Below are 26,088 nucleotides of genomic sequence, written 5' to 3'. Positions count from 1 at the left end.
CATGAAGAGCCCCCTCTTGTCCCTGCCCGGCGCCGTCCCCGCCGAGGGCGTGGACGAAGGCGTCGCCGCCCACTACGGCGACCTGTTCCGCGAGCAGCGCGCCCTCGCCGACGGCACCGGTTTCGTCGACCTCTCCCACCGCGGTGTGGTCACCGTCACCGGCTCCGACCGCCTCAGCTGGCTGCACCTGCTGCTCACCCAGCACGTCAGCGAGCTGCCCGCCGGCCAGGCCACCGAAGCGCTGATCCTCTCCGCCAACGGCCACATCGAACACGCCCTCTATCTCGTGGACGACGGCGAGACCATCTGGGCGCACGTCGAGCCCGGCACGCAGGACGCGCTCATCGCGTACCTGGAGAGCATGAAGTTCTTCTACCGCGTGGAAGTCGCCGACCGCACCGACGAGTTCGCCGTCGTCCACCTGCCCGCCGGTTCCATCGCCCCGGTCCCCGAGGGAGTCGTCGTACGCGAGACGGCGCACGGCCGCGACCTGTTCCTGCCGCGCGCGGACCTGGAGGCCTACGCGGAGCAGAACGGCCCGGCGGCCGGTCTCCTCGCGTACGAGGCGCTGCGGGTGGAGACGCACCGGCCGCGCCTCGGCTTCGAGACCGACCACCGCACGATCCCCCACGAGCTGGGCTGGATCGGCACCGCCGTGCACCTCCAGAAGGGCTGCTACCGCGGGCAGGAGACCGTCGCCCGCGTCCAGAACCTGGGGAAGCCGCCGCGCCGCCTGGTCTTCCTCCATCTGGACGGCAGCGACGTCCACCTGCCGGTGGCCGGGACGCCGGTCCACCTCGCGAGCGAGGGCGCCGAGGGCCGCAAGCTCGGGTTCGTCACCACCTCCGCCCGCCACCACGAGCTGGGGCCGATCGCCCTCGCGCTGGTGAAGCGGAACGTGCCGGTGGACGCGGAGCTGGTGGCGGGGGACACCGCCGCGGCCCAGGAGGTCGTGGTCGAGCCGTAGGGGCCAGGCGCGGGCTCACATCTCCAGGAGCACCGTGAACGGCCCGTCGTTCGTCAGCCCCACCCGCATCCGCGCCCCGAAGCGGCCGGTCGCCACGGTCGCGCCCAGGGCGCGCAGCCGGGCCACGACCTCGTCGACCAGGGGCTCGGCCACGTCGCCGGGGGCCGCCGCGTTCCAGGTGGGGCGGCGGCCCTTGCGGGCGTCGCCGTAGAGCGTGAACTGGCTGACGACGAGCAGCGGCGCGTCGATGTCGCTGCACGACTTCTCGTCGGCGAGCATGCGCAACGTCCAGAGTTTGCGGGCCAGTTGGGCCGCCTTCTCCTTGGTGTCGTCGTGCGTGACGCCCACCAGGACGCACAGGCCCTCGCCGTCGATCTCGCCCACCGTCTCGGGGCCGTCCTCGCCCTCGACGACCACACTCGCGCCGTCCACCCTCTGCACCACTGCTCGCATGCGGCCATCATGCCGTGCCCCCCCGTGACGGCCGGACGGGCCCGGCGGTTCCATCGGATGCCCAGGATCCCCCCATCTGGGGCTGATTCCGGGCACTCATTCACATAGCGGCCACTCGGGGTGGCACGATGCTCACACGCGGTGCACCGCGTCGGCCGGTCGAGGGGACGGGTAGAGCAACATGATCACACCAGGTACGGGGCAGTCGCCCGGCCGCATCTCGCTGCGGCGCACACCGGTTCCGCGTCCGCCGACGCAGCGCACGGCGAGTCCGCTGCTGCCCGAGGTGCCGGTGCGCGACCTCGCGGCGCGGCGGCTGCCGGAGCTTCGGGAGCTGCGCAGGGCGGCGCAGCAGGACGAGGCCGACCTCAGCTATGTGCGTCGGCTTCTCCAGGGGCGCATCGACATCCTGCGCGCCGAGATCGCGCGCCGGGGGAACACGCTGGAGCCGAAGCCGGAGGCGGCCGTCGTCGACCGGCTCTCGGAGATCCTGGCGGACGCCCCGGCGCGGCAGCGCTCGTCGGCCCGGCACGTCACGCTCGGCACGCCGCACAGCGAGGAGTACCGCCTGCTGGCCACGGAGATGCTCGCCGAGGTCGCGCTCTCCGACCTGGCGGCCCGCACGGACGAGGAGCTGACCGCGGCCATGGGTCGCCTCGTGCGGTACGAACAGCAGGTCTCGCGGCGCCGCCAGTCGCTCCAGCGCACGGCGGACCACTGCAGCGCGGAGATCACCCGGCGCTACCGCGAGGGCGAGGCGCAGGTGGACGATCTGCTGGTGTGACCCGGGCTCACGCGGAAAGCCGGTGGGCAGAACGTGCCGGGCTGCCTGGCGTGGGCGCATGCGCGATCTTGAAGGCGATATCGAGGTAAGAGCGGTCACCGACGCGGAGCCGCCCGTCTGGGTACGGGCCGCCCACGCCGGGTTCCTGTACCCCCTGGCGGGCATCTCCGACGAGGCCGTGGCCCACACCCGCGCCCGCGGTGACATCGGCGGCATGCAGGGGCCTTCGACCGCGGCCGCTGCGTGGGGGCGTACCGGTCCTACGCCCAGGAGCTGACCGCGGTGGGCGGTGCCGCCGTGGCCGCCAACGCCATCTCGGCGGTGACCGTCGCGCCCACGCTCCCCCAAGCTCTTAAGGAGCAGGGGGGACCCCCATCAAGCTCTTAAGGAGCAGGGGGGACCCCCATCAAGCTCTTAAGGAGCAGGGGGGACCCCCATCAAGCTCTTAAGGAGCAGGGGGGACCCCCATCGCCGCTCCATCCTCACCCGCATGATGGCCGCCGATCTCGCGGCGGCGAAGGAGCGCGGTGACGTGGTCGCCACGCTCATCGCCACCGAGTACGGGATCTACGGCCGGTTCGGCTTCGGGCCCGCGACCTCGGTCACCGAGTGGACGGTCGACGTGCCGCGCTCGGGGCTCGACCCGCGCTGGTCGGGGCCGTCGGACACCGGGGCCCGCATCGATCTCGTCGACGGTGACGAGGTACGCGAGTTCGGGCCCGAGCTGCACGAGCGGTTCAGGGACGCGCGGCACGGCGCGGTCAACCGCGACCGGTGGTGGTGGCCGCGGAACACCGGGCAGCAGGCCACGCCCGAGCCCCCTGGCAGGAGCCGTTCTACGCCCTCTACCGCGACCCGTCGGGGCGCGTCGACGGCCTGGTCGCGTACCGCGCCACGGACGACGAGCGGAGCGACACCCGGCAGCCGGTCAACACCTTGACGGTGCTGTCGCTGACCGCCGTCACGCCCGCCGCCGAGCGGGCCCTGCGGCACTTCGTCTGCCCGGTCGACCGGGTCGCCACGGTGAAGTCCGGCTGGCGGGCCCTGGAGGCGCGTACGTACGCGGGGTCAGGGGTGCTCGTCCTGGAGGTCGCCGACGCGGCGGGGCTCGCGGGCGGGCGCTATCGGCTGGGGGTGGCGCAGGGCGGCGGCGCGGTGTGCGCGCCGACCCGTCAGGAGCCCGATCTCACCCTGGACGTCGGTGCGTTGGCGCGGCTGTGGCTGGGGGACGAGTCCGTGGCGCGGCTCGTGGCGCTCGGGCTCGTGGCCGAGGAGCGGGCCGGGGCGGCCGCGGACGCCGACGCCCTGTTTCGCACCGCCCGGCGGCCGTGGTGCCAGGACATCTTCTGAGGCGGGCCCGGGAAAGCTGAGTCCCGGCTCCCCCGTAGCCGGGAGCCGGGACTCGGTTTTCCGACGGCCGGCCGGACTCCCGGCTCCCCTCCGGATGGGAACCCGGCCAGTCGGACCCGCTCAGCCGGGCCGTCAGCCCGGCTGTGCGAGGAGCAGGACGAGCAGCGCCGCCCCGACCCCGCTGATCTTGGTGTTCTTCGCCTTGATCCCCACGGTCAGCAGGACGAAGGCGATGATGCCCAGCGGTCCGTACTTCCACTGGATGAGCTGTTCGAAGCCGATGGCGAGGGCGGCGACGGCAAGGGCGATGAGCGGCATGGCGTTCCTCCTTCGGATCGGGGTGGCGGACCCCGTTCGGCCGGTGACCAACTGGCGGGCCGGGTGGGTATGTCGCCACGGCTGCCGATGGGTGGTGGCCAACCCCGGAAGGGTCTGACCATGTCGCCAAAGTTGGCTACCAACTTCAACTGACTTATCTCCGCCAGGAGTCGACTCATAACCACCTTTCCCGCAACTCCCCTAAGATGGCGCGAAGTTGTACTGTTTGGTTGTGAGCACGGAACACGCACCCGTCAACGGGCGCAAGCGGCGGCGCTCCCACCGCGAGGTGGCCGACGTACTGCGCGACCGCATCAGGTCCGGAGCGCTGCCGCCCGGCCGGCGCATGCCCACCCAGGCCGAGCTGGCGGACGAGTTCGGCGTGGAGCGCGGAGCCGTGCGTGAAGCGCTGCGCATCCTGCACCGTGAGCACCTCCTGTCCAATGTGTCCAAGGGGAGCCCCGCCACGGTGGCCGACGCCTCCGAACGCATGCTCGGAGGCGGCGACGCGGCGCGCCCGCAGCCCACGATGGTCGGCCTCGCGCCGCGCGTCGCGGCGGCCTTCGAGGCGCCGCACGTGGAGATAGACGCGCTCTGCCTGACCTCCGTCTCCCTCACCATGGCGATCGGCGAACCGCTCCGGCGGATCCACGCCGGGCAGCGCAAACCGGCCAAGGTCGACGTTCGGGTGCTGCTGCCGAGCCGCGACATCGACCTCGCCTTCCCGGCGGCGGTCGACGGCGGGGACGACGAGGACGGCCGCGTCCACCGCCGCTGGCTCGACCAGCGCAACGCGCAGGGGCAGGTGCTGCGCCACAACCTCCTGGCGCTGCGGGCCTCGCACGGCATCGACGTATCGGTGCAGTTCCGCGCGCTGCCGTTCACGCCGCCGGTGAAGCTGTACCTGATCAACGGCGCGGAGGCGCTGTTCGCGTACTACACGCTCACCAAGCGGGACGAGGAGATCGGCCAGGAGTCCCTGGAGATGTACGACGCGCAGGGCACGCAGTCGATGCTCTTCCCGTTCCGGCAAGGGGACGGGCTGCGGGACACGACGTTCGTGGAGCAGTCCCACCTGTGGTTCAACGCGCTGTGGAACACGATCAGCCGGGATCTGGAGCTGGCGGCGGGCTGAGCGGGACCCCGCCGCCGGCCCGCTCAGCCCGCCGGGCCTGTCACCATCAGGGCGAGGACCACGGCGCCGATGGAGCTGCACGTGGCGTTCTTCGCCTTGAGGCCGATGGTCAGCAGGAGGAGACCGGCGATGCCCATCGGGCCGTACTTCCACTGCACGAACTGTTCGACGGTGACAGCGACCACGGCTGCGAGGAGGGCTATGACGGGCATGATGGTTCCCCCTTCTGCCATCTTGACCAAGTTGGCGACCAACTCTGCTGTAGTTGTCCCCACTTGGTTCGACCGAATAAACAACTCCCCTACAACTGCCCCGAGATGGCGGTCAGTTGTATCGTTTGGTCGTGACCCAGGAGAACGTTGCAGTGAACGGCAGCAGAAAGCTCTCGCCCCAGGACATCGCCGACGCCATCCGGGACCGCATCAAGGCGGGTGAGCTGAAGGCGGGCGACCGTCTGCCGACCCAGGCGGAGCTCGCCGACGAGTTCGGCGTGGAGCGCGGCACCGTGCGGCAGGCGATGAAGAGGCTCCAGAGCGAAGGGCTCCTCTCCAACGTCAGCAAGGGCAGCCCGCCGAGGGTCGCCGCATCGGGCCCGGCCCCCGCGAGCCGGGGCCCCCAGCCGTCCATGGTCGCCCTCGCCCCGCGCCTCGCCGAGGCGTTCGCGGAGCAGGACGTGCGGATCGACGTGGTCTCCTACACCGCCGAGACGCTGATGATCGCCCTCGGGGAGCCGGTCCGTCTGATCCATGAGGGCCGCATCCGCCCGCGCTCGATCGAGGTGCGGATCCTGCTGCCGAGCAGCGACATCCAGCTGGCGTTCCCGGTGCCGGTCCAGTACGACGCGGAGAGCCGCGAGCGGCTCCACCAGCGCTGGCTGAACCAGCGCAACGCGCAGGGCCAGGTCCTGCGCCACAACCTGCGCGCGCTGCGGGCCTCGCACGGCATCGACGTCGACGTCACCTTCCGCGCGCTGCCCTTCACCACGCCCGTCAAGCTCTATCTGCTCAACCACCGCGAGGCGCTGCTCGCGTACTACACGCTGGGGCGCGAGCAGCTGGAGCTGGACGCGGACGGCGGCAGCGAGGTGCTGGACCTCTATGACGTGCTGGGCGTCAAGGCGCCGCTCTTCTCCTTCGGCGGGCCGGGGGAGGGGCCACGTGACGCCCAGTTCGTGGAGGAGTCGCAGAAGTGGTTCGACGCACTCTGGGCAACCATCACCACGGACCTGACACTCTCTTAAGTGACCGCTGACTCGACGCAATCCGACGCGATATGGCCCGAGGGACTCGGTGACGAGACCGAAAGGCTTCATGATCTGATCGATCCTGTTCGGTTCGTGCTCTTCGACTTCGACGGCCCCATCTGCCGGCTCTTCCCCGGACGCTCGGCCCAGAAGGTGGCCGAGGACCAGGTCCGGTGCCTGGCGGGGCTGGGCCTGCCCGGCCTGCTCTCCGAGGAGGAGCGGCGCCAGGTCGACCCGTACGTCGTACTGCGCGCCGTCGACCGCCGGCGCCCCCGCAGCGATCTGGTCGAGGAGCTGGAGAAACGTCTCACCCAGCACGAGCTGACCGCCGTGGTGTCCGCCCTCCCCACCCCGCACGTCGACCCGCTCATCCGCACCTGGACGGCGGTCGGCGCCCGGCTGGCCGTCACCACCAACAACTCCCCGAGCGCCGTGAGCCGTTACCTCGCCTCGCGCGGCCTCCTGGAGTGCTTCGCCCCGCACATCTACGGCCGCACCCAGGACCTTAGGCTGCTCAAACCCGACCCGCACTGCCTGCACCGTGCCCTGCGGGCCATGGGCGCCGACCCGAAGACCACCCTGATGATCGGCGACGCCCCCACGGACTTCGAGGCGGCCCGCCGGGCGGACGTCGGGTTCCTGGGCTACGCGCGCGGTGCACGCGAGGCCCGGCTGCTCACGGCGGCGGGTGTGCGGCACGTGGTCCCGTCCCTCGAGCCCGTCCTGAAGCGACTGCGTGCCAAGGGGCGCTGAGGGCGGTCACCAAGGGCGGACGGAGGCGGCGAACGGCGCGCCGGTGTCCACATTGCGGCATGTCACAGAAACGGTTCCGGTCAACGGATACCCTCTGCGCTCATGCCGTCACCTCCGCCTCGCTCCCCCCACGAGGCGCCGAAGAGCGGGCGCCGCGAGACGTGGATCCGACGCCTCGCCGACTCGCACAGGGACCACCCGGACCGTGAGGTCGTGGCAGGTCACCACAACATCAACTATGTCGTGCCGCTCAGCTGGTCCCTCGCCCTGCTGCTGCGCACGATGCCGTTCCGGGCCCGCGTCAAATGCCGGATGCCGCGCCGGACCGTGGAGGTGGTGCCGCGCATCTGGCCCAGCGAGGCGGAGCTGCTGAAGGTGGTGAGCCGGCACCTCGCTGAGGTGCCGCGCTGCTTCCGGGACTTCGGTGACTGGTCGCTGCACTCCTACCGGGCGGGGCGGGCGCTGTCCGACGTCCAGCCCGAGGGTCGCGTCGGAGAGCCGATGATGCGGTCCTTCGCCGAGTTCTTCGCCAAGGCCGCCTCCGTGCCGGAGGCGGAGCTGCCGCCCCGGCCCGCGGGCTGGCCCGAGTCGACGCGGACCGAGGAATTCCTCGCCTGGCTGGTCGACTTCACCGAGGAGCGCGTGCACCGCCCCCACCGGTGGCGGTTCCACGACCTCTTCACCGCCGTCGGCATCCGCCCCGGCGTCATGGCCGCCTTCCGCGACGACCCGGACCGCCCCCGCCTGACGCCGCGGCCCTTCTGCCTGCTCCACACCGACGTGCACCGCGCCAACGTCGTCGTCGACCGCAAGCAGGTCGCGGTCATCGACTGGGAACTGGCCATGTACGGCGACCCGTTGCACGACCTCGCCACCCATCTCGTACGCATGGAGTACGAGAAGGACGAGCAGAGCATGATGAAGGAGCTGTGGGCCGAGGCGATGGAGCGCGCCGGGCACCGGGACATGACCGCGGGTTTGGCCGCCGACCTGCCCGTCTACCTCGACTTCGAGTACGCCCAGTCCGTCTTTCCCGACATCATGCGGGCCGCGCTCGACCTGACCGGGCCGCCGGGCGAGCCGGACGACGCGGACTTCGCGTACGCGGCGGCGCGGGTCTGCCGGGCATTGCGGCGCGCCGCCGAACCCCTGAAGCTGGACGAGGTGCCGGACGAGCGGCGGGCGGAGCGGGCCCTGCGGGAGTGGTTCGCGGGGCCGTTCGGCCGGGCCCTGAGCGAAGGGGAGGCACGGGACATGGACGGCGACGCCGACGGAACCGTTGAGCGGGAAGCCGCTGGGCGCGGGCTGTATACGGCCCCGGCCGAACTGGGCGAAGTAGCACGGCTGTTGAGCGCGCCTGACGAGAGCTGCGTGCTCTTCGACTTCGACGGACCGGTCTGCCGGCTCTTCCCGGACGGGTCATCCGCGAGCGTCGCCCGCGAGCTGCGGGAACATGCCCGCGAGCGCGGCGTCAGCGGTGTCCTCATGCCGCAGGAGGAACGGTCCGCCGACCCCCACGACGTGCTGCGCGCCATGGACCGCGCCCTGCGCGAGGGCGTGATCCAGGACGCCGGTCTGCTCGCCGAACTGGAGGCGATCCTCACGGCCGGCGAGGTCAGGGCCGCGCATACGGCACCGGCCACGCCGGGCGCCCACCGGCTGATCCGCGGGCTGCGGGAGCGGGGCGCGCGTATCGCCGTGGTCACCAATAACTCGCCGCGCGCCGTCGCCGCCTACCTCCACCTGCACGGTCTGACGGACACGTTCGGCCCGCACATCCACGGCCGTACGGACCGGCCCGCCCTGCTCAAGCCGGACCCCGACTCCCTGAACCGGGCCCTGCGCGGCCTGGGCGCCCAGCCCGCCGAGGCCGTGATGATCGGCGACACGGCGACCGACCTCCAGGCGGCGCGGGACGCCAAGGTCCTCTTCGTGGGGTACGCGCGCGACGAGCGCAAGGCCGCGCCACTGCGAGAGGCCGGGGCCGAGCTCGTCGTCCCCGCGCTGGAACCGCTGCTACGGCTCCTGGAGACGGGCCCTTCCTGACCGGACGGCGGGCGGGCACCATGGTCTCCTCCTGTTGGGCCGCCCGCCCGACTCCCGCCGTGCGGAGGTGGCTTGGTGGCGCCGAGTGGTCGTCGTACGGTGCGGGAGCGGGCGGCGGAAAGCTGGGCGGACGCGGAGAGCGCCGTCACCAAGGCCCTGTTGCTCGGTGTGTTCTGCCTCGGCCTGGTCGCGCAGTTCGTGCGGCCGGTGGGGGACGCCCTGGAGGGCAAGGCCTATCTGGGCGGCGCCCTCCTCACCCTGGTCGGCTACGTCCTCTACGCCGAGGTGCGGCGGCTGAACGACGCCCTGAGGCCACAGGCGCGGGACGAGATCAGGACGGAGGATCTACGGCAGTACTTCGGCCGGGCCCTGGTGGCGGGGCGGCCCGAGCGGATCCGCATCGACGCCATCGGGTACACCGGTGAAACCGTGGTGCGTCCGGTCCTGCGCGTCCTGGAGGATTTCGGTGGCGGGGGGAATGCGCGGCCGGTGGTCATCCGTATCCTCGTGCCGGACTTCACCGCCTCGATGGCGATACCGGGGAGGCTCGACGGGGATGGCAAGGCCGTGGACGACCCCGACTTCCGGGCGACGCTGCTGGCGAAGGCCCAGGGGTTCGCGGGCGCCCTGGACGAGCTCGCGCGAAATCTGGCGGGGCGCCGGGCCGTGGACGCGCGGTTCCGCGCCCTGCACATCACGCCGTTCCTGAAGTTCTGCCTGATCAACGACGAGGAGCTGTTCGACGGCATCTACGACGAGGTGGTGAGGAAGCCGGCACGCACCCCCACGGAGCGCCAGGTGCTGGACCTCATGGGCTACCAGGCGTCCCTGACCCGCTGGCATGTCAGGTCGGGGGCCGAGGCGCGGGAGAAGGTCGCGCGGCGGCGCGAGCTCTTCGACACCCTGTGGGAGCTGGCCTCCGCGCTGCCCGAGCCGCCCCCGGCTCACGCGTAGCGCTGGAGGCCGGTGCGCAGTTGGGCGAAGGCGTGGTTCGCCGAGGTCACCGCGTCGGGCCAGGCCTCGTCCGCGGTCTCGCCGGCGGTGATCCGGCGCCAGTTCTCCTCCGCGAGGATCCGCTGGACGGCGACGATCTGGGCCGCGGCCAGGCGAGATTCCAGGGGGTTGCCGCCGTGTGCGGCGGTCAGGGCCTCGGCGAGGGCCTGTTCGGAGCGGTTCTGGTAGCCGTGGAGGCGGGCGACCAGGGACGGGGTGCCGTAGAGCAGGCGGTGGAAGGCGAGGACCGCGGGGACGTCGCAGAGGCCGGTCACCGGGTCCCGGCGCGCGAGGCCGTCCAGGAAGTGGCGCTGGAGGGCGTCGAGGGCGGGGCGCTTGCCGGGGCGGGCGGCGACGACGCGGGCCGGCTCGTCCTCGTGGTCGGCGAAGCGGTGCAGGACCAGGTCCTCCTTGGCGGCGAAGTAGCGGAAGAGGGTCGGCTTGGAGACCTCCGCCGCGGCGGCCACCTCCGCGACCGACACCTTGTCGAAACCCTTCTCCAGGAAGAGCGCGATCGCCGTCTCGGAGATCGTCTGATAGCGCTGCTGCTTCTTGCGGGTCCGCAGGCCGGGCTCGGCGGGCTCGGCGTCGCTGCTGGTCATGGGGGGAGTCTAAGGGGCGGCGGGAGGGCGACGTTACTCGGTTACGAATTCAACTCGGTTACATTATTCTGGTGGGCATGGCCGCTCCGACTTCTCAGACCCCCCTCGCCGCCCTCACCCAAGAACGCAGCTACCACGACGCCTGCCGCGCCGCACTCGCCGGCATGGTCGAAGGCGCCCAGGAACGGGTCGTCTCAGGAGAGGACGTGTCCGCGTCCGGCGCCGACGCCGAAGTCCTCGGCCACCAGTTCCGCAGCCACGCCAAGGAGCTGCGCGAGCTGCCCGAAGCGCCCCTCTTCTTCGGCCGCCTCGACTTCGCCGCCACCGGCCCCGCCGCCGAGGAGGCCGGCGACCACCGCGGGCAGCGCTACCACATCGGGCGCCTGCGCATCACCGAGCACCCCTCCGCACCGCCCCTCGTCGTCGACTGGCGCGCATCCGTCTCCCGCGCCTTCTACCAGGCCGGCGCCCGCGACCCGCAGGGCGTCGCCGTCCGCCGCCGGTTCGGCTGGGCGCCCGGCAGCAAGGGCGACTCCGCGGACCTCACCGGCATGGAGGACGAACACCTGGCCGAGGGCGAGGCCACGGAAGGCGGCGGCAGCCGCATCGTCGCCGGGGAGATCGAGCGGCCCCGCGTCGGCCCCATGCGCGACATCGCCGCCACCATCCAGCCCGAGCAGGACGACCTCGTACGCGGCGAACTCACCGCCTCCCTCTGCGTGCAGGGCGCCCCCGGCACCGGCAAGACCGCCGTCGGACTGCACCGCGCCGCCTACCTCCTCTACACCCACCCCCAGCGGATACGGCGCTCCGGGCTGCTCATCCTCGGCCCCAACCAGACCTTCCTGCGCTACATCGCCGAGGTGCTGCCCTCCCTCGGCGAGAGCGGGGTGCGCCAGTCCACCGTGCGGGACGAAATCGGCCGTGACCACGGCCATCCGGTGCGTGCCACGGACGACGAGGCCGCCGCCCTGGTCAAGCACGACGTCCGGATGGCGGCCGTGCTGCGCCGCGCCCTGTACTCCCGCGTCGCGCCGCCCGCCGAGTCGCTGGCGGTGCCGGACGGGTCCTACCGCTGGCGGGTGCCGCTCGACGAGCTGGAGCGGATCGTCGACGCCGTGCGGGCCGAGGAGCCGCCGTACTCCGTGGGGCGCGAGCGGGTGCGCAGCCGGGCCGTGCGGGCCGTCCAGGAGCAGGCCGAGCGGCGCTCCGGGCCGCGCGGCAACGCCTGGGTGCGGAAGATCTCCCGGGCCCGGCCGGTGAGTGCCTTCGTCGACCGGGCCTGGCCCAAGGTGCGGGCGGACGAGGTCCTCGCGGGGCTGCTCGCCGACTCGGACGCGCTCGCCGCCGCCGCGGACGGCATCCTTGACGCCGAGGAGCAGAAGGCGATCCTGTGGGCGAGGCCCCCGCGCTCGTACAAGTCCGCGAAGTGGAGCGCCGCCGACCTGGTGCTGATGGACGAGATCGACGGTCTCCTCGACCGCCCCGCCGGATACGGGCACATCGTCGTCGACGAGGCGCAGGACCTGTCGCCGATGGAGTGCCGGGCCATCGCGCGCCGCTCGGACTTCGGTTCGCTGACGGTCCTCGGCGATCTCGCACAGGCCACCACCCCCTGGGCGGCCCGCAGTTGGGCGGCGCTGCTCGGCCACCTCGGCAAGCCGGATGCCACCGTGACCCCGCTGACCACCGGCTTCCGGGTGCCGCGGGCCATCGTGGGGCTCGCCAACCGGCTCCTCGCCCGCCTCGATGTGGATGTGCCGCCCGCGCGGTCCATGCGGGCCGACGGGGAGCTGCGCGTCCTCAAGGCGCGCGACGTGGAGGCCACCGCCGTCGAGACCGTGCGGGGCGCGCTCGCGTGGGAGGGCTCGGTCGGTGTCATCGCCGCCGACGCGCGGACCGAACGGCTGCGGGCGGCCCTGGCGGCGGCCGGGATCGAGACGGCGGGCGCGGACGAGCTGGGCGCGCGCGTGACCGTGCTGCCCGCCTCGCTCGCCAAGGGCCTGGAGTACGACCATGTCGTCGCCGTGGAACCCGCCGAGATCGCGGCGGCCGAGCGGCGCGGCCCGCACCGGCTGTACGTCGTGCTGACCCGGGCGGTGTCCCGGCTCGACGTGGTGCACAGCGGGCCGCTGCCGTGGGAGGCGTGACGCCGCGCGGCGGGTGTCAGCGCTCCAGGACCGCCTCCATGACGGCCTTCGCGATCGGCGCGCCCAGCTTGCCGCCCGCGATCTCCGAGCGCGGGATGTTCATGTTCGACGGGTCGACGAAGACCGCCACCGCGACCGGGGACTCGCCCGCGTCGTTTCCGGGGGTCTTGGCGTAGGAGACGAACCAGGCGTACGGGCGTTCGTCGGTGACGTCCGCGCCGTGCTGGGCCGTGCCGGTCTTGCCACCGACCGTGACGCCCGCGATCCGCGCCTTGTTCGCCGTGCCGTTCTCGACGGTGTTCTCCATCATCTCCTGGACCTTCTTCGCGGTGTCCTCGGAGACGGCCTGGTTCAGCTCGTGGGGCTCGGACTTCTCGATCGTCGTCAGGTCGGGGCCGCGCAACTCCTCGACCAGGTACGGCTTCATGACCTTGCCGTCATTGGCGAGACCGGCCGTGACCATCGCCATCTGGAGCGGGGTGCTGGTCAGGCTGCCCTGGCCCATGCCGGTCAGCGCGGTCTGCGGCTTGTCGAGCTCCTCCGGATAGCTGCTGGCCACGGTCCGCACCGGGATGAACTGCTCTTCGTTGAAGCCGAACTTCTCCGCCGTCTCGCGCATCTTGTCCTTGCCGACCTTGAGCGCGATGTCGAGGAAGACGTTGTTGCAGGACCACTGCATGCCGGTCTTCACCGACACCTTGTCGCAGTTGGAGTCCGGCACGTCGTTGCCGATGCGGGTGGAGCTGAGGGGCAGTTTGTACGGGGTCCTGGCGCCGGTCGGCTTGTCGATGTCCGTGACGACGCCGTGCTCCAGGGCGGCGGCCGCCGTGAGGATCTTGAAGGTGGAGCCCGGCGGGTAGATCTCGCGCAGCGCGCGGTTGCTCAGCGGCTTGTCCTTGCGCTTGGCGAGCCGCTGGAAGGTCCGCCCCTCCTCCTGCGAGATGCCCGCGAAGACCGAGGGGTCGTACGAGGGGGTGCTGGCCAGGGCGAGCACCTTGCCGGTGCGGGGGTCGAGCGCGACGACGGCGCCCTTGGCGTCCAGCCGCACCAGGCCGTCGTAGGCCGCCTTCTGCGCCTTGGGGTCGATGGTGGTGACGACGTCGCCGCCCTGCTGCTTCTTGCCGGTCAGCATGTCCAGGGTGCGCTTGATGAAGAGCCGGTCGTCGTTGCCGCTGAGGATGCCGTTGTGGACGCCCTCAAGGAAGGTGCCGCCCTGGGCCTGCGAGAAGTAGCCCGTCACCGGCGCGTACATGGGGCCCTGCTTGAAGGTCCGCTTGTACGCGAAGTCGGTGCCGGACGTCTTCTTCGAGCCGGTGATGGACTTGCCGCCGACGATGATGTCGCCGCGGGGGTGGGAGAAGGCCTCGATCTGCACGCGGCGGTTCTTCTCGTGGTTCGCCAGGTTGTCGTTCTGCGCGAACTGCACCCAGGTCGCCCGCAGCAGCAGCGCGAGCGTGAGGATCCCGCAGAAGACGGCGATGTGCCGCAGCGGACGGTTCATGGGTGGTGGCTCCCCCCGGGCCGACGGATGAACGTTTCCGGTCCATCCTGTCCGCTTCCCCCGCGGCGTGGGCCGGAATCCGGCATCTACCGGCGGGTCGCGCCGCCGCGCAGCACCTCGATCACGCTCGCGTAGCTGTCGGAGCCGTGGCCCGCGGCGGCGGCCCGCTCCATCGTCGCCTTCAGGAGCTCGGGCAGGGAGTTGTCGATGCCGCGCGCGTGCGCGGCGTGGATGAGGTGGCCGATGGCGGCGATCTGTACGTCGATGGTGGCGTCGTCCCCCGGGTGGTGCCCGGCGTCGACCTGGGGCGCGTACGTCGTCAGGAAACCGGAGACGGCGCCGTTCAGCCAGCGCAGCGCGACCCCGGTGAAGTCCGTGGCGGTGGTCCCGTCGGCGGTCACCAGGGCGGTGCCGTGCAGCCAGCCGGTGAACGTCGCCCACATCAGGCCGAGCAGCGCGGAGTCGTACAGCGAGGCGAGGCCCGGTTCGGCGCCGAGGTAGAGCGGGTCGCCGAGCGCGGTGAGGGCGGGGCGGTGCGTCTCGAAGACGGCTTCGGAGCCGCTGTAGAGGAACATCATCCGCGGGTCGCCGACGCCCGGCGGGGTCGTCATGATGCCGCCGTCGAGGTAGCCCGCGCCGTGCGAGGTGGCCCAGGCCGCCATCGCCACGGCCTGCTTCGGCGCCCCCGAGGTGAGGTTGACCAGCGCTTTCCCGGCGAGTCCGCCCGCTTCGGCCACCGGGTCGAGGACGGTGCGCAGCGCGTCGTAGTCGAGTACGCAGACCAGGACGAGACCGCTCGCGGCGACGGCGTCCCCGGCGCTCACCGCCACGCGCGCGCCGCGGTCGGCCAGGGGCTTCGCCTTCTGCGGGGTGCGGTTCCAGACGGTGGTGGGGTGGCCGCGGTCCAGGAGGGCGCCGGCGAGGGCGGAGCCCATGAGGCCGAGGCCGATGACGGTGACGGGAGCGGAAGTGTTCGTGTTCTGTGCGTTCATGTTCTGCGCGTTCATGGGGATCACGCTCGCAGGGCGGGGCGGCGCCCGACAGTGACAGTGGTGACGGCGATCACCAAATTCCTGCCAGGGTCTCGCCGGGTGCCCCCGTCCTCGTACGCTCGCCGCATGAGCGCTGGTTCCGTCGCGGTGGTCGTGGCCGAGGAGATCGGGATCCCGTCCTGGGATCTGTACGAACTGAGCATCCCCTTCACGGTGTTCGGCAAGCCGCAGCCCGACCTGTCCGACCACTGGTACGACCTGCGGCTGTGCGCCACGGGTGAACGGAAGGGCGGGGACGGACCGTTCGGCCTCGCCCTGCGCACCCCCTACGGGCTCGAAGGCCTCGCGGGGGCGGACACGGTCATCGTGACCTCCGTGCCGGACGCCTGCGTCGACGAAGGCAGGGCCCTGCCGCCGGGCCTGACGGACGCGTTGCGCGGCGCCCACGCGGCCGGTGCCCGCATGGTCTCCCTGTGCACCGGCGCCTTCGCGCTGGCCGAGGCGGGGCTCCTGGACGGCCGCAGGGCGACCGCGCACTGGATGCACACCGCCCAGCTCGCCGCCCGGTACCCGAAGGTGACGGTCGACGACTCCGTGCTGTACGTGGACGACGGCGACGTCCTGACCAGCGCCGGCCTGACCGCGGGCGTCGACCTGTGCCTGCATCTGGTGCGCCGCGACCTCGGCGCGCACGTCGCCAACCAGCTGGCCCGGCGCATGGTCGTACCCGCCCACCGTCCCGGCGGGCAGGCGCAGTTCATCGACCTGTCCGTGCCCGAGACGGACGACGCGGGCCTCGGTCCCGTACTGGACTGGGCCCGTGCCCGCCTGGACCGTCCGCTGACCGTCGACGACCTGGCGCGGCGGGCCGCGATGAGCCCGCGCACCTTCTACCGCCGCCTCCAGGCGGCCACCGGCACGACGCCGCTCCAGTGGCTCCTGAACCAGCGCCTCGCGCGGGCCCAGAGCCTCCTGGAGTCGACGGACCTGCCGGTCGAGCGGATCGGCGAGCTGAGCGGCCTCGGCACGGCCAACAACCTCCGGCACCACTTCCTCAAGCAGGTGGGGGTGTCACCGGGGGACTACCGGCGGTCCTTCTTCAGCGCCGGTGGCGGTCAGGCCCGCGTCTCTTCGAGGGCGTCCAGCGCGGCCAGGACGTCGGCCGGCTCGGCCCGCACGGTGTAGTCGGTGTCGACGAACGCCCAGCGGATGACGCCGGCGCGGTCGATGACGTAGGTGGCGGGCAGCGGCAGGGTCCGGTGGTGACCGGCGTTCACGCGGTCGAGGTCGAAGCCCAGCCTGTCGTACAGCGCGCCCAGTTCGTCGGAGAGGTCGAAGGCGATGCCGAACTGCTTGGCGACGCCGGAGCCGATGTCGCTGAGCACGGGGAAGGCGAGCCGTTTCTTCTCGGAGAGGGTGAGGCTCTCGTCGGGGATCTGCGGCGAGACGGCCACCAGACGCGCGCCACGGGCGGTGAGGTCGGCGTGGTGCTGTTGGAGGGCGCGCAGGGCGAGGTTGCAGTAGGGGCACCAGGCGCCGCGGTAGAACGTCAGGACGACGGGCCCCTCGGCGAGCAGGGCGTCAAGGGAGATCTCCTCGCCGGTGGCCGAGGCGAGGGTGAAGCGGGGCGCGGGGTCGCCGGCGCCGAGGGCGCTCTCCGCGAGGCGGGTGGCGAGGAGTTGGGCGGCGCCGCGGTCCATGACCTCCAGGACGTCCGCGGGCAGCCTGCGGTGGGCGTTGGCGTACAGGTCGTGGAGGTCGTCCTTGAGGCTCATGCGGGGGCCTTTCGGTCCTGAGCGGTCCGTGCCGGACCTGAACTTGGAACGGTCGTTTCAGGATGAGGGGGTGTGGGTGGAGCGTCAAGAGGTATCTTGGAATTACCGTTCCAAGAACGGCGCGAGGACGTACTCGGCGTGCGGGAGCACCAACTCATGCCCGACATCAAGCACTTCGACCCGGACGAGGCGCTCGACCGCGTCGTCCGGCTCTTCTGGCAGCACGGCGCCGCCACGACGTCCATCCAGGCCGTGGCCACCGCGACGGGCCTCAACCGCTCCAGCCTGTACGCCACTTTCGGCGGCAAACGCGAGCTGTACCTGGCCGCGCTGCGCCGTTACCTGCGCGACCACTCCGAGCGGGCGTTCCGGTTCCTCGCCGAGGACGGCCGGGGGCTACCGGCCGTGCGCGCGTTCTTCGACGGGCTGATCGAGCTGCGCTGCGCGGGCCCGTACGCCGGCTGGGGCTGCATGGTCGTCAACGCCCACGCCGGGCAGGAGCGCGCCGACCCCGAGGTCCGGTCCCTGCTGGAGCGGCACCACGGGCAGCTGCGGGACGCGATGCGCGGGGCGCTGGAAGTAGCGCGCAGGGAGGGCGAGTTGGACCCCGGCGCCGATGTGGAGGCAGCGGCCGAGGTCCTTGCGCTCCTCGCGTACGGCGTGAACCTGCGCTCCCGGGCCGGGGCCGACGCCGCCGTGCTGCGCCGGACGGTGGACGTGGCGCTCGCTTCCCTGGGGTGACGCGGAGGGTGCCCGGGCCCGAGGGTGGCCGGGCCCGAGGCTCCCGGGCCCGCGGTTATCCGTCCTCGGCTCAGCGGCGGCCGAGCAGTTCCACCATCCGGGTCGCCCCGTCGGCGCCGTGCCCCGCCCCGATGACGCGGCGCGCCAGCCCCTCGGCGGCGCGCATCACGCCCGCCTCGATGCCGTGGGCCTCGGAGGTGTGGATGACGTGGGCCATCGTCGAGGCCGCCGACGTGATCGGGTTGCCCTCGCCCGAGAAGGTGCCGTCGTCGATGTCCCCGCCCAGTCCGTCGAAGACCGGCGGCAGGATCTCGGCGATGCCCCGGGCGAACGGGGTGAGCTCCCGCGCGGAGATCCCCTCGGCCTTCGCCACCGCCACGGCGTGCATGTAGCCGGTCATCGCGGTCCAGAAGATGTCGAGCAGCGCGATGTCGTACGCCGCCGCGCGGCCGATGTCCTCGCCGAGGTGGGTGTGGGTACCGCCCAGCGCGTCGAGGACGGGGCGGTGCCGCTCGTAGAGGTCCGCCGGGCCGCTGTGGAGGAAGACCCCGGCCGCCGTGCCGATGGTGGGGGTCGGCGTCATGATCGCCCCGTCCAGGTACGCGATGCCGTGCTCGGCGGCCCACCGTCCCGTGTCCCGCGCGCGGTCGGGGGTGTCGGCGCTGAGGTTCACGAGGGCGCGCCCCTTGAGCGCCGCGGCGACGGCGTCGCGGCGCAGCACGGCGTCCGAGGCGTCGTAGTTGACGACGCAGACGACGGTCAACGGGCTCGCCGCCACGGCCTCTTCGGCGGTACGGGCGCCGATCGCGCCCTGCTCGACCAGCTCGGTGTCCCGCCCCGGGGTGCGGTTCCACACGGTGGTCCGCACCCCGGCCACCAGGAAGGCGCCGGCCAGGGCCCGGCCCATCGGTCCCAGGCCGAGAACGGTGACGGCGGGGGTGCCGGTGGCGGCAGACTGTTCGGCGTACGACGACGATGGCATGAGTCAGCTCCTGTGCAACAAATAAAGGTATGAAAAGGACCGAGGGGGACCCGAGATGACGCGCAGCCGTGCCCAGGACCCGAACGTGTGCGGTGTGACCGCCGCGATCGCCGTGATCGACGGCAAGTGGAAGACCGCGCTGCTCTGGCCGCTCGAAAGCGGCCCGCACCGGCCCGGTGAGATGCTGCGCCTGCTGCCGGGGCTCACCGAGAAGGTGCTGACCCAGGCGCTGCGCGAGATGGAGGCGGACGGCATCGTGCACCGGGAGGTGCACGACGTACGGCCGCTGAAGACCGTCTACTCCCTCACGGAGTTCGGCCGTGACCTCTGTGAGGCGCTGGCCCCGCTGGCGGACTGGGGGCACCGCCGCCTGGACCGGCTCGCCGAGTCGCGGCCGGCGTTCCAGCCCGAGTCGAGGCCCAACTCGACGCTGTCCAAGGCGTCCTGAGGTGACGTCACCGCGCCTCCCTTCCGTGCTTCGCGGGCGTGGTCACCAGACTGGCCCGAGAGGCCGCGCACGCCAAGTACCCACAAAAAAGTGGCCATGCGCCGGAGTGCGTGGGTCACGCCGACGGGTGGTGCGCGCGGCGGTAGTCGCGGGGCGTGGTGCCGGTGAGGGCACGGAAGTGGTGGCGCAGGGCCGCGGGTGAGCTGAACCCCGTCGCGGCCGCGATGTGCTCGACGGGCGTGTCCGTCTCGCGCAGCAGCCGCATCGCCTCGTGCAGGCGCGCGCGGAGCAGGTACTGGAGCGGGCTGAGCCCGGTGTGGGCGCGGAAGCGGCGCGTGACGCTGCTGACGCTGGTGTTCGCGTGGGCGGCGATCTCGGGGAGCGTGAGCGGGAGGTGGAGACGCGCCCGCATCCACCGCAGGGTGGGTTCGAGGCCCGCGCTCTCCGCGACCTCCCGGTCGATGGCCTCCTGGACGCTGTCCGCGTCACCGTGCAGCGGCGTGATGAGCTCCCGCGACGTCGCGCCGGCCACTTGGCGGCCGTGGTCGCGGGCCAGCAGGTGCAGACAGATGTCCATGCCGCCGAAGACACCCGCGGCCGTGCGGAACGGCCCGTCCTCGACCACCGTGCCGGTCGCGTCCACGTCGATGCGGGGATACAGCTCCGCCAGCTCCTCGACGTACCGCCAGCCGGTCGTGGCCCGCCGCCCGTCGAGGAGCCCGGCCGCGGCGAGGACGAAGGTGCCGGTGCCGACGGCGGCGATGCGGCCGCCCCGGTCCGCCGCCGCACGGAGCGCGGCGGCGACGCCTTCGGGGGGCCCGGCCCTGCGGTCTTCGTACGCGGTCACCAGGACGACGTCCGCGTCCGCGAGTCCTTCGAGGCCGTACGGCGCGCGGACGGCTAGCGGCGGCCCGAGGCCGCCGGTCGCCCGGAAGCCAGGGGCCGCGCAGAGCCTGACCTCGTAGGCCACGCCCTCGTGCCGGGAGGCGGCGCCGAAGACCAGGCCGGGCGTGGTGAGGTGGTGGCCAGGCGCCCCGTCGAGGGCGAGGACGGCGACGGCGGTGACTGACATGTCGGTAACCCAACCACTCGGATACGGGGGCCGTACTCCCGCCGGGCCGGGCCGGGCCGTCCCGGCGGCGGTCCGTCAGCCGTTCTTGTGGATCGTCTTCTGGATCCAGCCCTTGAAGACGGGGACGTTGGTGTACAGCCCCGGGCCCGTCGCGCAGCCCTGCCGCTCGGAACCCGGCCCCGAGGTGGCCCCGATCAGCTCCCAGCGGCCGTTCTTCGCGCGCTGGAGCTGCGGGCCGCCGGAGTCGCCGTTGCACGCCATGGCCTTCGGCTTCCGGCTGACCGTGCACAGCCGGGTCCCGTCGGCCCAGCCCGGGCCGCACTCGGCCGCCGCGCCCCTGCGCGTCTCCAGCTGCTGCAGCCGGTCGGGGAACTTCGCGTCCTCCAGCGTCGGCGCCTCGACGACGGTGCCGTAGCCGAGGATGCGGGTGGGCGTGCCGACCGGCCCGGCCTTGGCGGCGATGCGGATGGGCTTCTGGGAGACCGGGCGGTCCAGGCGGATCAGCGCGAGGTCGTTCACGCTGGGCTTGGTGCCCGTCATGTCCTGGACGTAGCCGGGCGCGGTGACGATCTTGTCGATGTTCCGGACGGTGCCGCCGGTCGTGCGGTGGTCGCTCCCGACGCGGATCTTGCCGGTCAGGGTGGCCAGTTCGGGGTTCACGCAGTGCGCGGCCGTGAGCACCCACCGCGCGTCGATGAGCGTGGCCCCGCACTGGGCGCCGTACTCCTCGACCGGCACCGTCGCCATGAACGAGTAGCGCTGGGTGGCGTCGTCGCCGTTGACGATGGCGCCGGCGCTGCCGCTCATCGCCGTGCCGAGGAGCGCGGTCGCGCCGAGCACCGCGGCCCCTCGGGCGAGCAGGCGGCGCGGCCCCTTCCCGGAGCGGGAGACGGGAGCGGGCATGGTGGTCGTACGGTGCATGAGCCGGCCTTTCACAGACGCTGAGGGGAGAAGCTGGGCGCGGGACCCGGCGCTCCTCGCGCCCCGCCCGCCACCGCACAGCGATCATCCGGCGGAGCGGCGGGCCGCGAACAGCGGCTGTGATGTCACCCTGGGCCAAATTCTGGACAGGTAAGTTCTGGACATGTCAGTGATCGCCGTCCTCGCCCTCGACGGGGTGCCGGGGCACCAGCTCACCGCCCCCGGACTCACCTTCGCCACCGCCGCGAGGCACCACCATCCGGTGGCGTACGAGGTGCGGATCTGCGCGGCTCCCGGGTTTCGCGGCACGGGCGGCCCCGCACCCTTCGGCGTCGACATCCCCTTGGGTCTGGAGGGGCTCGACGACGCCGACACCGTGCTGCTGCCGGGACACGCGGGCTTCCGTGACGCGCCGCCGCCCGGGGTCACGGCCGCCCTGCGGGCCGCCGTCGCGCGCGGTGCCCGCGTCGGCGCCGTGGGCACCGGAACGTTCACGCTCGCGGCCGCCGGTCTCCTGGACGGCCGCCGGGCGGCCACCAGCCGCCGGCATACGCGGGAACTGGCGGAGCTGCATCCCCGTATCGACGTCGATCCCGAGGGCGAGGTCGTCGCGGACGGCCCCTGTCACAGTGCCGCCGGCGTCCTCGGCGGCCTCGACCTCTGCCTGCACCTGATCACCCTGGACCACGGGGCGGCCGTGGCCATCGAGACCGAGCGGCAGCTGTTCCTGCATCTGCACAGCCGGCCCGAGGGGCCCGGCGACGGCCCGGAGGCCGCGTACAACGCCGTCACCCCGCCCGGCAGCGGCCTCGGACCGGTCACCGAGTGGATGGAGGCCCACCTCCACCACCCGCTGACCCTCACCGAGATCGCCGCCCACTCGGGCCTCGGCGTCCGCGCCCTCACCCGCCGCTTCCGCGCCGACACCGGGCTCACCCCGCTCCAGTACCTGCTCCGCATCCGCGTCCAGCGCGCCCAGCGGCTCCTCGAACGCACCGACGAGCCGGTGGAACGCATCGCGGCCCGCACGGGCCTCGGCACCCCGGCCAACCTGCGCCACCACTTCCAGCGCTCCACCGGTACGAGTCCCACCACCTACCGCGCGGCGTTCCGCGCGCTGGTCTCCGACGTCACATGGCCCGAGCGGCCGGGGCCTGAGGGCCAGGAGCCGGGACCACGTCCGCGACGACACAGCTGACGTTGTCGGGGCCGCCGGAGCGGTTGGCGAGGGCGACGAGTTCACGTACCGCCCGTTCGGGGCCATCGGCCGTGGTGATCACCTGGCGGATGTCGTCGGTGGGGACCACGGTGGTCAGACCGTCGGAGCAGAGGAGGTAGCGGTCGCCGGGGCGGGCGTCGTGCAGACGCAGGTCGGGGGTGGCCGCCTCGCCCGCGCCGAGGGCGCGGATCAGCAGGGAGCGCTGGGGGTGGGAGGCGGCCTCTTCGGGGCTCAGGCGTCCCTCGTCGACCATCGACTGGACGACGGTGTGGTCGTGGGTGACCTGGAAGAGTTCACCGTCCCGCAGGACGTAGGCGCGGGAGTCACCGATGTGGACGAGGGCGAGCTGCGACCCGGTCCAGAGCATCGCGGTGAGTGTGGTGCCGGCCTCGTCCTCATGTGCCCCACGTACGGCAATGTCGGCCTGTTCGACGGCGTCCTCAAGGGCGTTGAGGAGAGAGCCGGCCGCGAAGCCGTCGGTCTCCAGGTGCTTGAGCGCGTCGATGGCGGCGGCCCCGGCGGGCGCCCCGCCGTGCCCGAAACCGTCGGCCACGGCGAGCAGACGGGCCCCCGCGTACGCGGTGTCCTGGTTGCTCTCGCGGACCAGGCCGGTGTCGGACAGTGCCGCGTAACGGATCTCCAGCGGTTCGGCGAGCGGGGCCGGGGTCGGGGTCATGGCGGGGTCCTTCCTGGACAGGTGGTCGATGAGGAAGGCGGCCAGGTCCCGCCGCGCGGCGGTCTCCGCCTCGGCCCGGGCCCAGAACGCGCGGATCTCCTGGGCGGCCGCCGTCCCGTCCAGCGCGCGGACGTGCTGGATGCGGGCCAGCGGCATGCCGAGGCGTCGCAGCCAGGCCACCAGGCGGGCCTCGTCCAGCTGTTCGGGCGCGTAGAGGCGGTAGCCGGTCACCGGGTCGACGCGGGCGGGGGCCAGCAGGCCGAGCTCGTCGTAGAGCCGCAGCGCCTTGGGCGACAGCCGGGACGCCTTCGCGAACGCCCCGATGGTCAGCAACCCCATGCCCGTCCCTCCTCACGCCGGGCACACCGCCCGGCCCCACCGATGCTGCGGCCTCCCCCAAGGTGAAGGTCAACCGCGGGACCGCCGGGTCACCCGCGGGGCCGGCTGAACCGCAGCATGTTCCCCGCCGGGTCGCGGAACGCGCAGTCCCGCACGCCGTAGGGCTGGTCCATCGGCTCCTGGAGGACGTCACCGCCCGCGGCGCGGATCCGCTCGAACGTCGCGTCGACGTCGTCCGTACGGAAGATGACGCCACGCAGGAGGCCCTTGGCCATCAGCTCGGCGACCGCCCGCCGGTCGGAGTCCGTGGCGTTCGGGTCGGCGAGCGGCGGTTCGAGGACGATGTCCACGCCGGGCTGCGCGGGTGAGCCGACGGTGACCCAGCGCATCCCCTCGAACCCGACGTCGTTGCGCACCTCCAGACCGAGCACGTCGCGGTAGAAGGCGAGGGCCTTGTCGTGGTCGTCGACGGCGATGAAGCACTGTGCGAGGTTGATCTCCATGCCCCCCACGCTAGGGATCGCCGGGGGATCCGGCTTCTCCGTTCCTGACCGGTCGGGTGTAGATCTTGGCGACGCAGGCCGGGACGTCGGCGCCGGACCCATGGTCGCGTGCCCGGTACGCACTCGGGCTCTCGCCGACCAGCTCCGTGAACCGCGAGCTGAACGACCCCAGTGACGTACAGCCCACCGCCATGCACACCTCCGTCACCGAGAGGTCCCCGCGCCGCAGCAGCGCCTTGGCCCGCTCGATCCGGCGGGTCATGAGGTAGCTGTACGGGGTCTCGCCGAAGGCGGCGCGGAAACTGCGGGAGAAGTGGCCCGCGGACATCAGGGCGTCCCGGGCGAGGGCGGGCACGTCCAGGGGCTGCGCGTAGTCGCGGTCCATGCGGTCGCGGGCCTGGCGCAGCCGGACGAGGTCGGGGAGGGACACCACGGGGGGAACGTTACCGACTGCCTCTGACAGAGCGCGCGGTGAGCGTCCCGTTGTCACATCCCGGCAGTCACCGGTGTCTTCATGTCGAACGACCGAGTAACCGACCGACCGGCATCACTCGACACAGGAGGCCATCATGGCGCCGCGCATTCCCAAGGCCGAACTCCCCGCCGAGCTCAAGGAGAACATGATCAAGCAGCTCGGCGAGGTGCCGGAGCCCGTCGAAGTGGTGTGGCACAGCCCCCGGGTCGCCACGTCCAACCTGGAGTTCTCGGCCAGGCTGAGCGAATGGGACGCGGTCGACGAGAGCCTCAAGTCGTTCGCGCACATGGCGGTCGCGGGGCAGGTCGGCTGCGGCTGGTGCCTCGACGTCGGTTACTTCCAGGCGCAGAACCAGCAGCTGGACCTGGCCAAGGCGAGCCAGGTGCCGCGCTGGCGCGAGTCGGACGTGTTCGCCCCGCTGGAGCGGGACGTCCTGGAGTACGCGGAGGCCATGACGAACACGCCGCCCACCGTCACCGACGAGCTGTACGCGGGCCTGCTGGACCGCCTCGGCCCGGCGGCCATGGTCGAACTCACCGCGTACATCGCCTTCGTCAACATGGCCGCCAGGAACAACAACGCCAACGGCATCACCTCGCAGGGCTTCTCCGAGGCCTGCGCGATACCGCTGGCCGCGCGCTCCGGGGCCGACGGCGTGGCGTCGCCGGCATGACCGCCGCCCCGACCGACGATCCGTTCGTCGCCCACCGCGGCCTGCTCTTCACGGTCGCCTACGAGATGCTCGGCTCGGCGGCCGACGCGGAGGACGTGCTCCAGGAGTCCTGGCTGCGGTGGGCCGGCGCCGACCGGTCCCAGGTGCGGGACGCGCGGGCGTACCTCGTACGGATCGTGACGCGGCAGGCGCTCAACCGGCTCCGGTCGTTGTCGCGCAGCCGGGAGGAGTACGTCGGTGAGTGGCTTCCGGAACCGCTGCTGACCAGCCCGGATGTCGCAGAGGACGCCGAACTCGCGGAGAGCGTGTCGATCGCGATGCTGACCGTCCTGGAGACGCTCGCGCCGACCGAACGGGCGGTGTTCGTGCTCCGTGAGGTCTTCGAGATGCCGTACGGGGAGATCGCCGAGGCCGTCGGCAAGTCCCCGGCCTCGGTCCGGCAGATCGCCCGGCGGGCCCGTGAGCACGTGGCGGCCCGGCGGTCCCGGGTCCCGGTGAGCCGGTCGGAGCAGCAGGCCGTGATGGAACGGTTCCTGGCGGCGTTGCGGACCGGGGAGTTGGGGGAGCTGCTGGAGGTCATGGCACCCGACGTGGTCGTGATCGCGGACGGCGGCGGCCAGGTGCGCGCCGTCACGGCGCCGGTGCACGGCGCCGAGGTGGTGGCGGAACTGCTCTCCCGCGCGAGCCGCACGACGGGCACGCTCGACGCGACCCCGGTATGGCTCAACGGCGCCCCCGCGGGCCGTCTCACCCTGGACGGCGAGCCGACCGCGCTGAGCGCGGTGGTGGAGGACGGCCGGATCACCCGGATCTACGTGATGAGAAACCCGCGGAAGCTGACGCGACTGGACGAGCCGGCGCGGTTGACGAGGTGAGCGGTGGTTCCAGGGGTTGGGGGCGCGGTGGGTTCCCCGCCGCGCCCCGCCGCGAGGCCGTCGCCCTGGTCGCGCAGGGCCTGTCCCAGTACCTCCCGGCTG

General features: G+C 72.5%; 29 protein-coding genes and 1 pseudogene. 17 read left to right on the top strand and 13 right to left on the bottom strand.

Annotated features, from left to right (window positions below; translation table 11 throughout):
• Position 1: 1 nt before the first annotated feature.
• The gene (locus KKZ08_RS18035; protein ID WP_223775436.1) at positions 2-967 is read left to right on the top strand and encodes a folate-binding protein; all 966 of its coding nucleotides are present in this window, start codon (positions 2-4) and stop codon (positions 965-967) included.
• A 15-nt stretch (positions 968-982) separates the two neighbouring features.
• Here KKZ08_RS18035 and dtd read toward each other — a convergent pair whose 3' ends face one another.
• On the bottom strand, positions 983-1,420 hold the full coding sequence (gene dtd / locus KKZ08_RS18030; RefSeq protein ID WP_205036443.1) for a D-aminoacyl-tRNA deacylase: 438 nt from the start codon (positions 1,418-1,420) through the stop codon (positions 983-985).
• A 181-nt stretch (positions 1,421-1,601) separates the two neighbouring features.
• On the opposite strand from dtd, the gene KKZ08_RS18025 reads away from it, so the two are divergent.
• From KKZ08_RS18025 to KKZ08_RS38660, 4 genes and pseudogenes are all read left to right on the top strand, one after another.
• Complete coding sequence (locus KKZ08_RS18025) at positions 1,602-2,204, top strand: ABC transporter substrate-binding protein (RefSeq protein WP_223775435.1); 603 nt, start codon at positions 1,602-1,604, stop codon at positions 2,202-2,204.
• Positions 2,205-2,262: 58 nt separating this feature from the next.
• Positions 2,263-2,481 carry a hypothetical protein gene (locus KKZ08_RS18020; RefSeq protein ID WP_223775434.1) on the top strand — a complete coding sequence of 73 codons (219 nt, stop codon included), beginning with the start codon at positions 2,263-2,265 and terminating at the stop codon, positions 2,479-2,481.
• Positions 2,448-2,591: a hypothetical protein gene (locus KKZ08_RS38665; protein WP_263303347.1), complete on the top strand. Its 144-nt coding sequence runs from the start codon at positions 2,448-2,450 to the stop codon at positions 2,589-2,591. Before KKZ08_RS18020 ends, KKZ08_RS38665 begins: the two co-directional genes overlap by 34 nt.
• Before the next feature lie 82 nt (positions 2,592-2,673).
• A pseudogene (locus KKZ08_RS38660) lies at positions 2,674-3,554 on the top strand (GNAT family N-acetyltransferase); the annotation flags it as partial.
• Positions 3,555-3,686: 132 nt separating this feature from the next.
• On the opposite strand, the gene KKZ08_RS18005 reads toward KKZ08_RS38660, so the two are convergent.
• Positions 3,687-3,872, bottom strand: coding sequence for a hypothetical protein (locus tag KKZ08_RS18005; protein WP_223775433.1), 186 nt, complete (start codon positions 3,870-3,872; stop codon positions 3,687-3,689).
• A 226-nt stretch (positions 3,873-4,098) separates the two neighbouring features.
• On the opposite strand from KKZ08_RS18005, the gene KKZ08_RS18000 reads away from it, so the two are divergent.
• Positions 4,099-5,007 carry a GntR family transcriptional regulator gene (locus KKZ08_RS18000; RefSeq protein WP_223775432.1) on the top strand — a complete coding sequence of 303 codons (909 nt, stop codon included), beginning with the start codon at positions 4,099-4,101 and terminating at the stop codon, positions 5,005-5,007.
• 23 nt (positions 5,008-5,030) lie between these two features.
• Here the strand turns inward: KKZ08_RS18000 and KKZ08_RS17995 are convergent, their stop codons facing one another.
• Positions 5,031-5,219 carry a hypothetical protein gene (locus tag KKZ08_RS17995; RefSeq protein ID WP_223775431.1) on the bottom strand — a complete coding sequence of 63 codons (189 nt, stop codon included), beginning with the start codon at positions 5,217-5,219 and terminating at the stop codon, positions 5,031-5,033.
• Positions 5,220-5,344: 125 nt separating this feature from the next.
• Here KKZ08_RS17995 and KKZ08_RS17990 point away from each other — a divergent pair, with 125 nt between their 5' ends.
• The 4 genes from KKZ08_RS17990 (at position 5,345) to KKZ08_RS17975 (ending at position 10,003) form a co-directional block, all read left to right on the top strand.
• Positions 5,345-6,247: a winged helix-turn-helix domain-containing protein gene (locus tag KKZ08_RS17990; RefSeq protein WP_223775430.1), complete on the top strand. Its 903-nt coding sequence runs from the start codon at positions 5,345-5,347 to the stop codon at positions 6,245-6,247.
• Entirely contained in the window at positions 6,248-7,003 is a 756-nt protein-coding gene (locus KKZ08_RS17985; RefSeq protein ID WP_223775429.1) for an HAD family phosphatase, read from the top strand. It abuts the gene before it with no gap.
• 102 nt (positions 7,004-7,105) lie between these two features.
• Positions 7,106-9,049 carry an HAD-IA family hydrolase gene (locus KKZ08_RS17980; RefSeq protein ID WP_223775428.1) on the top strand — a complete coding sequence of 648 codons (1,944 nt, stop codon included), beginning with the start codon at positions 7,106-7,108 and terminating at the stop codon, positions 9,047-9,049.
• Positions 9,050-9,124: 75 nt separating this feature from the next.
• Positions 9,125-10,003: a hypothetical protein gene (locus KKZ08_RS17975; protein ID WP_223775427.1), complete on the top strand. Its 879-nt coding sequence runs from the start codon at positions 9,125-9,127 to the stop codon at positions 10,001-10,003.
• Here KKZ08_RS17975 and KKZ08_RS17970 read toward each other — a convergent pair.
• Positions 9,994-10,644, bottom strand: coding sequence for a TetR family transcriptional regulator (locus KKZ08_RS17970; RefSeq protein WP_223775426.1), 651 nt, complete (start codon positions 10,642-10,644; stop codon positions 9,994-9,996). The two genes, KKZ08_RS17975 and KKZ08_RS17970, sit on opposite strands and share 10 nt — an antisense overlap.
• Before the next feature lie 77 nt (positions 10,645-10,721).
• Between KKZ08_RS17970 and KKZ08_RS17965 the strand changes: the two genes are divergently transcribed.
• The gene (locus tag KKZ08_RS17965) at positions 10,722-12,794 is read left to right on the top strand and encodes an AAA family ATPase (RefSeq protein WP_223775425.1); all 2,073 of its coding nucleotides are present in this window, start codon (positions 10,722-10,724) and stop codon (positions 12,792-12,794) included.
• Between the two features lie 16 nt (positions 12,795-12,810).
• On the opposite strand, the gene KKZ08_RS17960 is transcribed toward KKZ08_RS17965, so the two are convergent.
• Together KKZ08_RS17960 and KKZ08_RS17955 are read right to left on the bottom strand one after the other, a co-directional pair.
• Positions 12,811-14,295: a penicillin-binding protein 2 gene (locus KKZ08_RS17960; protein WP_223775424.1), complete on the bottom strand. Its 1,485-nt coding sequence runs from the start codon at positions 14,293-14,295 to the stop codon at positions 12,811-12,813.
• 86 nt (positions 14,296-14,381) lie between these two features.
• Positions 14,382-15,302: an NAD(P)-binding domain-containing protein gene (locus tag KKZ08_RS17955; protein ID WP_223775423.1), complete on the bottom strand. Its 921-nt coding sequence runs from the start codon at positions 15,300-15,302 to the stop codon at positions 14,382-14,384.
• Between the two features lie 111 nt (positions 15,303-15,413).
• Here KKZ08_RS17955 and KKZ08_RS17950 point away from each other — a divergent pair, with 111 nt between their 5' ends.
• Complete coding sequence (locus KKZ08_RS17950; RefSeq protein WP_223775422.1) at positions 15,414-16,472, top strand: helix-turn-helix domain-containing protein; 1,059 nt, start codon at positions 15,414-15,416, stop codon at positions 16,470-16,472.
• Here KKZ08_RS17950 and KKZ08_RS17945 read toward each other — a convergent pair.
• Positions 16,403-17,062, bottom strand: a complete 660-nt coding sequence (locus KKZ08_RS17945) for a peroxiredoxin-like family protein (RefSeq protein WP_223775421.1) — start codon at positions 17,060-17,062, stop codon at positions 16,403-16,405. The genes KKZ08_RS17950 and KKZ08_RS17945 overlap by 70 nt on opposite strands.
• Positions 17,063-17,218: 156 nt before the next feature.
• On the opposite strand from KKZ08_RS17945, the gene KKZ08_RS17940 reads away from it, so the two are divergent.
• Positions 17,219-17,803 carry a TetR/AcrR family transcriptional regulator gene (locus KKZ08_RS17940; protein WP_223779098.1) on the top strand — a complete coding sequence of 195 codons (585 nt, stop codon included), beginning with the start codon at positions 17,219-17,221 and terminating at the stop codon, positions 17,801-17,803.
• A gap of 70 nt (positions 17,804-17,873) precedes the next feature.
• Here KKZ08_RS17940 and KKZ08_RS17935 read toward each other — a convergent pair whose 3' ends face one another.
• Complete coding sequence (locus KKZ08_RS17935) at positions 17,874-18,785, bottom strand: NAD(P)-binding domain-containing protein (RefSeq protein WP_223775420.1); 912 nt, start codon at positions 18,783-18,785, stop codon at positions 17,874-17,876.
• A gap of 55 nt (positions 18,786-18,840) precedes the next feature.
• Here KKZ08_RS17935 and KKZ08_RS17930 point away from each other — a divergent pair, with 55 nt between their 5' ends.
• Positions 18,841-19,233 carry a helix-turn-helix domain-containing protein gene (locus tag KKZ08_RS17930; protein WP_223775419.1) on the top strand — a complete coding sequence of 131 codons (393 nt, stop codon included), beginning with the start codon at positions 18,841-18,843 and terminating at the stop codon, positions 19,231-19,233.
• A gap of 115 nt (positions 19,234-19,348) precedes the next feature.
• On the opposite strand, the gene KKZ08_RS17925 is transcribed toward KKZ08_RS17930, so the two are convergent.
• Both KKZ08_RS17925 and KKZ08_RS17920 read right to left on the bottom strand, forming a co-directional pair.
• Positions 19,349-20,305, bottom strand: a complete 957-nt coding sequence (locus KKZ08_RS17925; RefSeq protein WP_223775418.1) for a helix-turn-helix domain-containing protein — start codon at positions 20,303-20,305, stop codon at positions 19,349-19,351.
• 75 nt (positions 20,306-20,380) lie between these two features.
• On the bottom strand, positions 20,381-21,226 hold the full coding sequence (locus tag KKZ08_RS17920) for a serine protease (protein ID WP_223775417.1): 846 nt from the start codon (positions 21,224-21,226) through the stop codon (positions 20,381-20,383).
• A gap of 163 nt (positions 21,227-21,389) precedes the next feature.
• On the opposite strand from KKZ08_RS17920, the gene KKZ08_RS17915 reads away from it, so the two are divergent.
• Entirely contained in the window at positions 21,390-22,424 is a 1,035-nt protein-coding gene (locus KKZ08_RS17915; protein WP_223775416.1) for a helix-turn-helix domain-containing protein, read from the top strand.
• On the opposite strand, the gene KKZ08_RS17910 is transcribed toward KKZ08_RS17915, so the two are convergent.
• The 3 genes from KKZ08_RS17910 to KKZ08_RS17900 form a co-directional block, all read right to left on the bottom strand.
• A complete protein-coding gene (locus KKZ08_RS17910; RefSeq protein WP_223775415.1) occupies positions 22,357-23,460 on the bottom strand; it encodes a MerR family transcriptional regulator in 1,104 nt (367 codons plus the stop codon). The two genes, KKZ08_RS17915 and KKZ08_RS17910, sit on opposite strands and share 68 nt — an antisense overlap.
• A gap of 89 nt (positions 23,461-23,549) precedes the next feature.
• A complete protein-coding gene (locus KKZ08_RS17905; RefSeq protein WP_223775414.1) occupies positions 23,550-23,963 on the bottom strand; it encodes a VOC family protein in 414 nt (137 codons plus the stop codon).
• 10 nt (positions 23,964-23,973) lie between these two features.
• The gene (locus KKZ08_RS17900) at positions 23,974-24,393 is read right to left on the bottom strand and encodes a helix-turn-helix transcriptional regulator (RefSeq protein WP_223779097.1); all 420 of its coding nucleotides are present in this window, start codon (positions 24,391-24,393) and stop codon (positions 23,974-23,976) included.
• Between the two features lie 139 nt (positions 24,394-24,532).
• Here KKZ08_RS17900 and KKZ08_RS17895 point away from each other — a divergent pair, with 139 nt between their 5' ends.
• Positions 24,533-25,111: a carboxymuconolactone decarboxylase family protein gene (locus KKZ08_RS17895; protein ID WP_223775413.1), complete on the top strand. Its 579-nt coding sequence runs from the start codon at positions 24,533-24,535 to the stop codon at positions 25,109-25,111.
• Positions 25,108-25,986 (top strand): RNA polymerase sigma-70 factor, encoded by an 879-nt coding sequence (locus tag KKZ08_RS17890; protein WP_223775412.1) that lies wholly within the window; start codon positions 25,108-25,110, stop codon positions 25,984-25,986. Before KKZ08_RS17895 ends, KKZ08_RS17890 begins: the two co-directional genes overlap by 4 nt.
• The last annotated feature ends 102 nt before the right edge of the window (positions 25,987-26,088 follow it).

The sequence above is a fragment of the Streptomyces sp. 135 genome (assembly GCF_020026305.1).
Classification (GTDB): domain Bacteria; phylum Actinomycetota; class Actinomycetes; order Streptomycetales; family Streptomycetaceae; genus Streptomyces.
The sequence above is the reverse complement of the archived record's forward strand: the minus strand, read 5'-3'. Positions and strand labels throughout refer to the sequence as shown.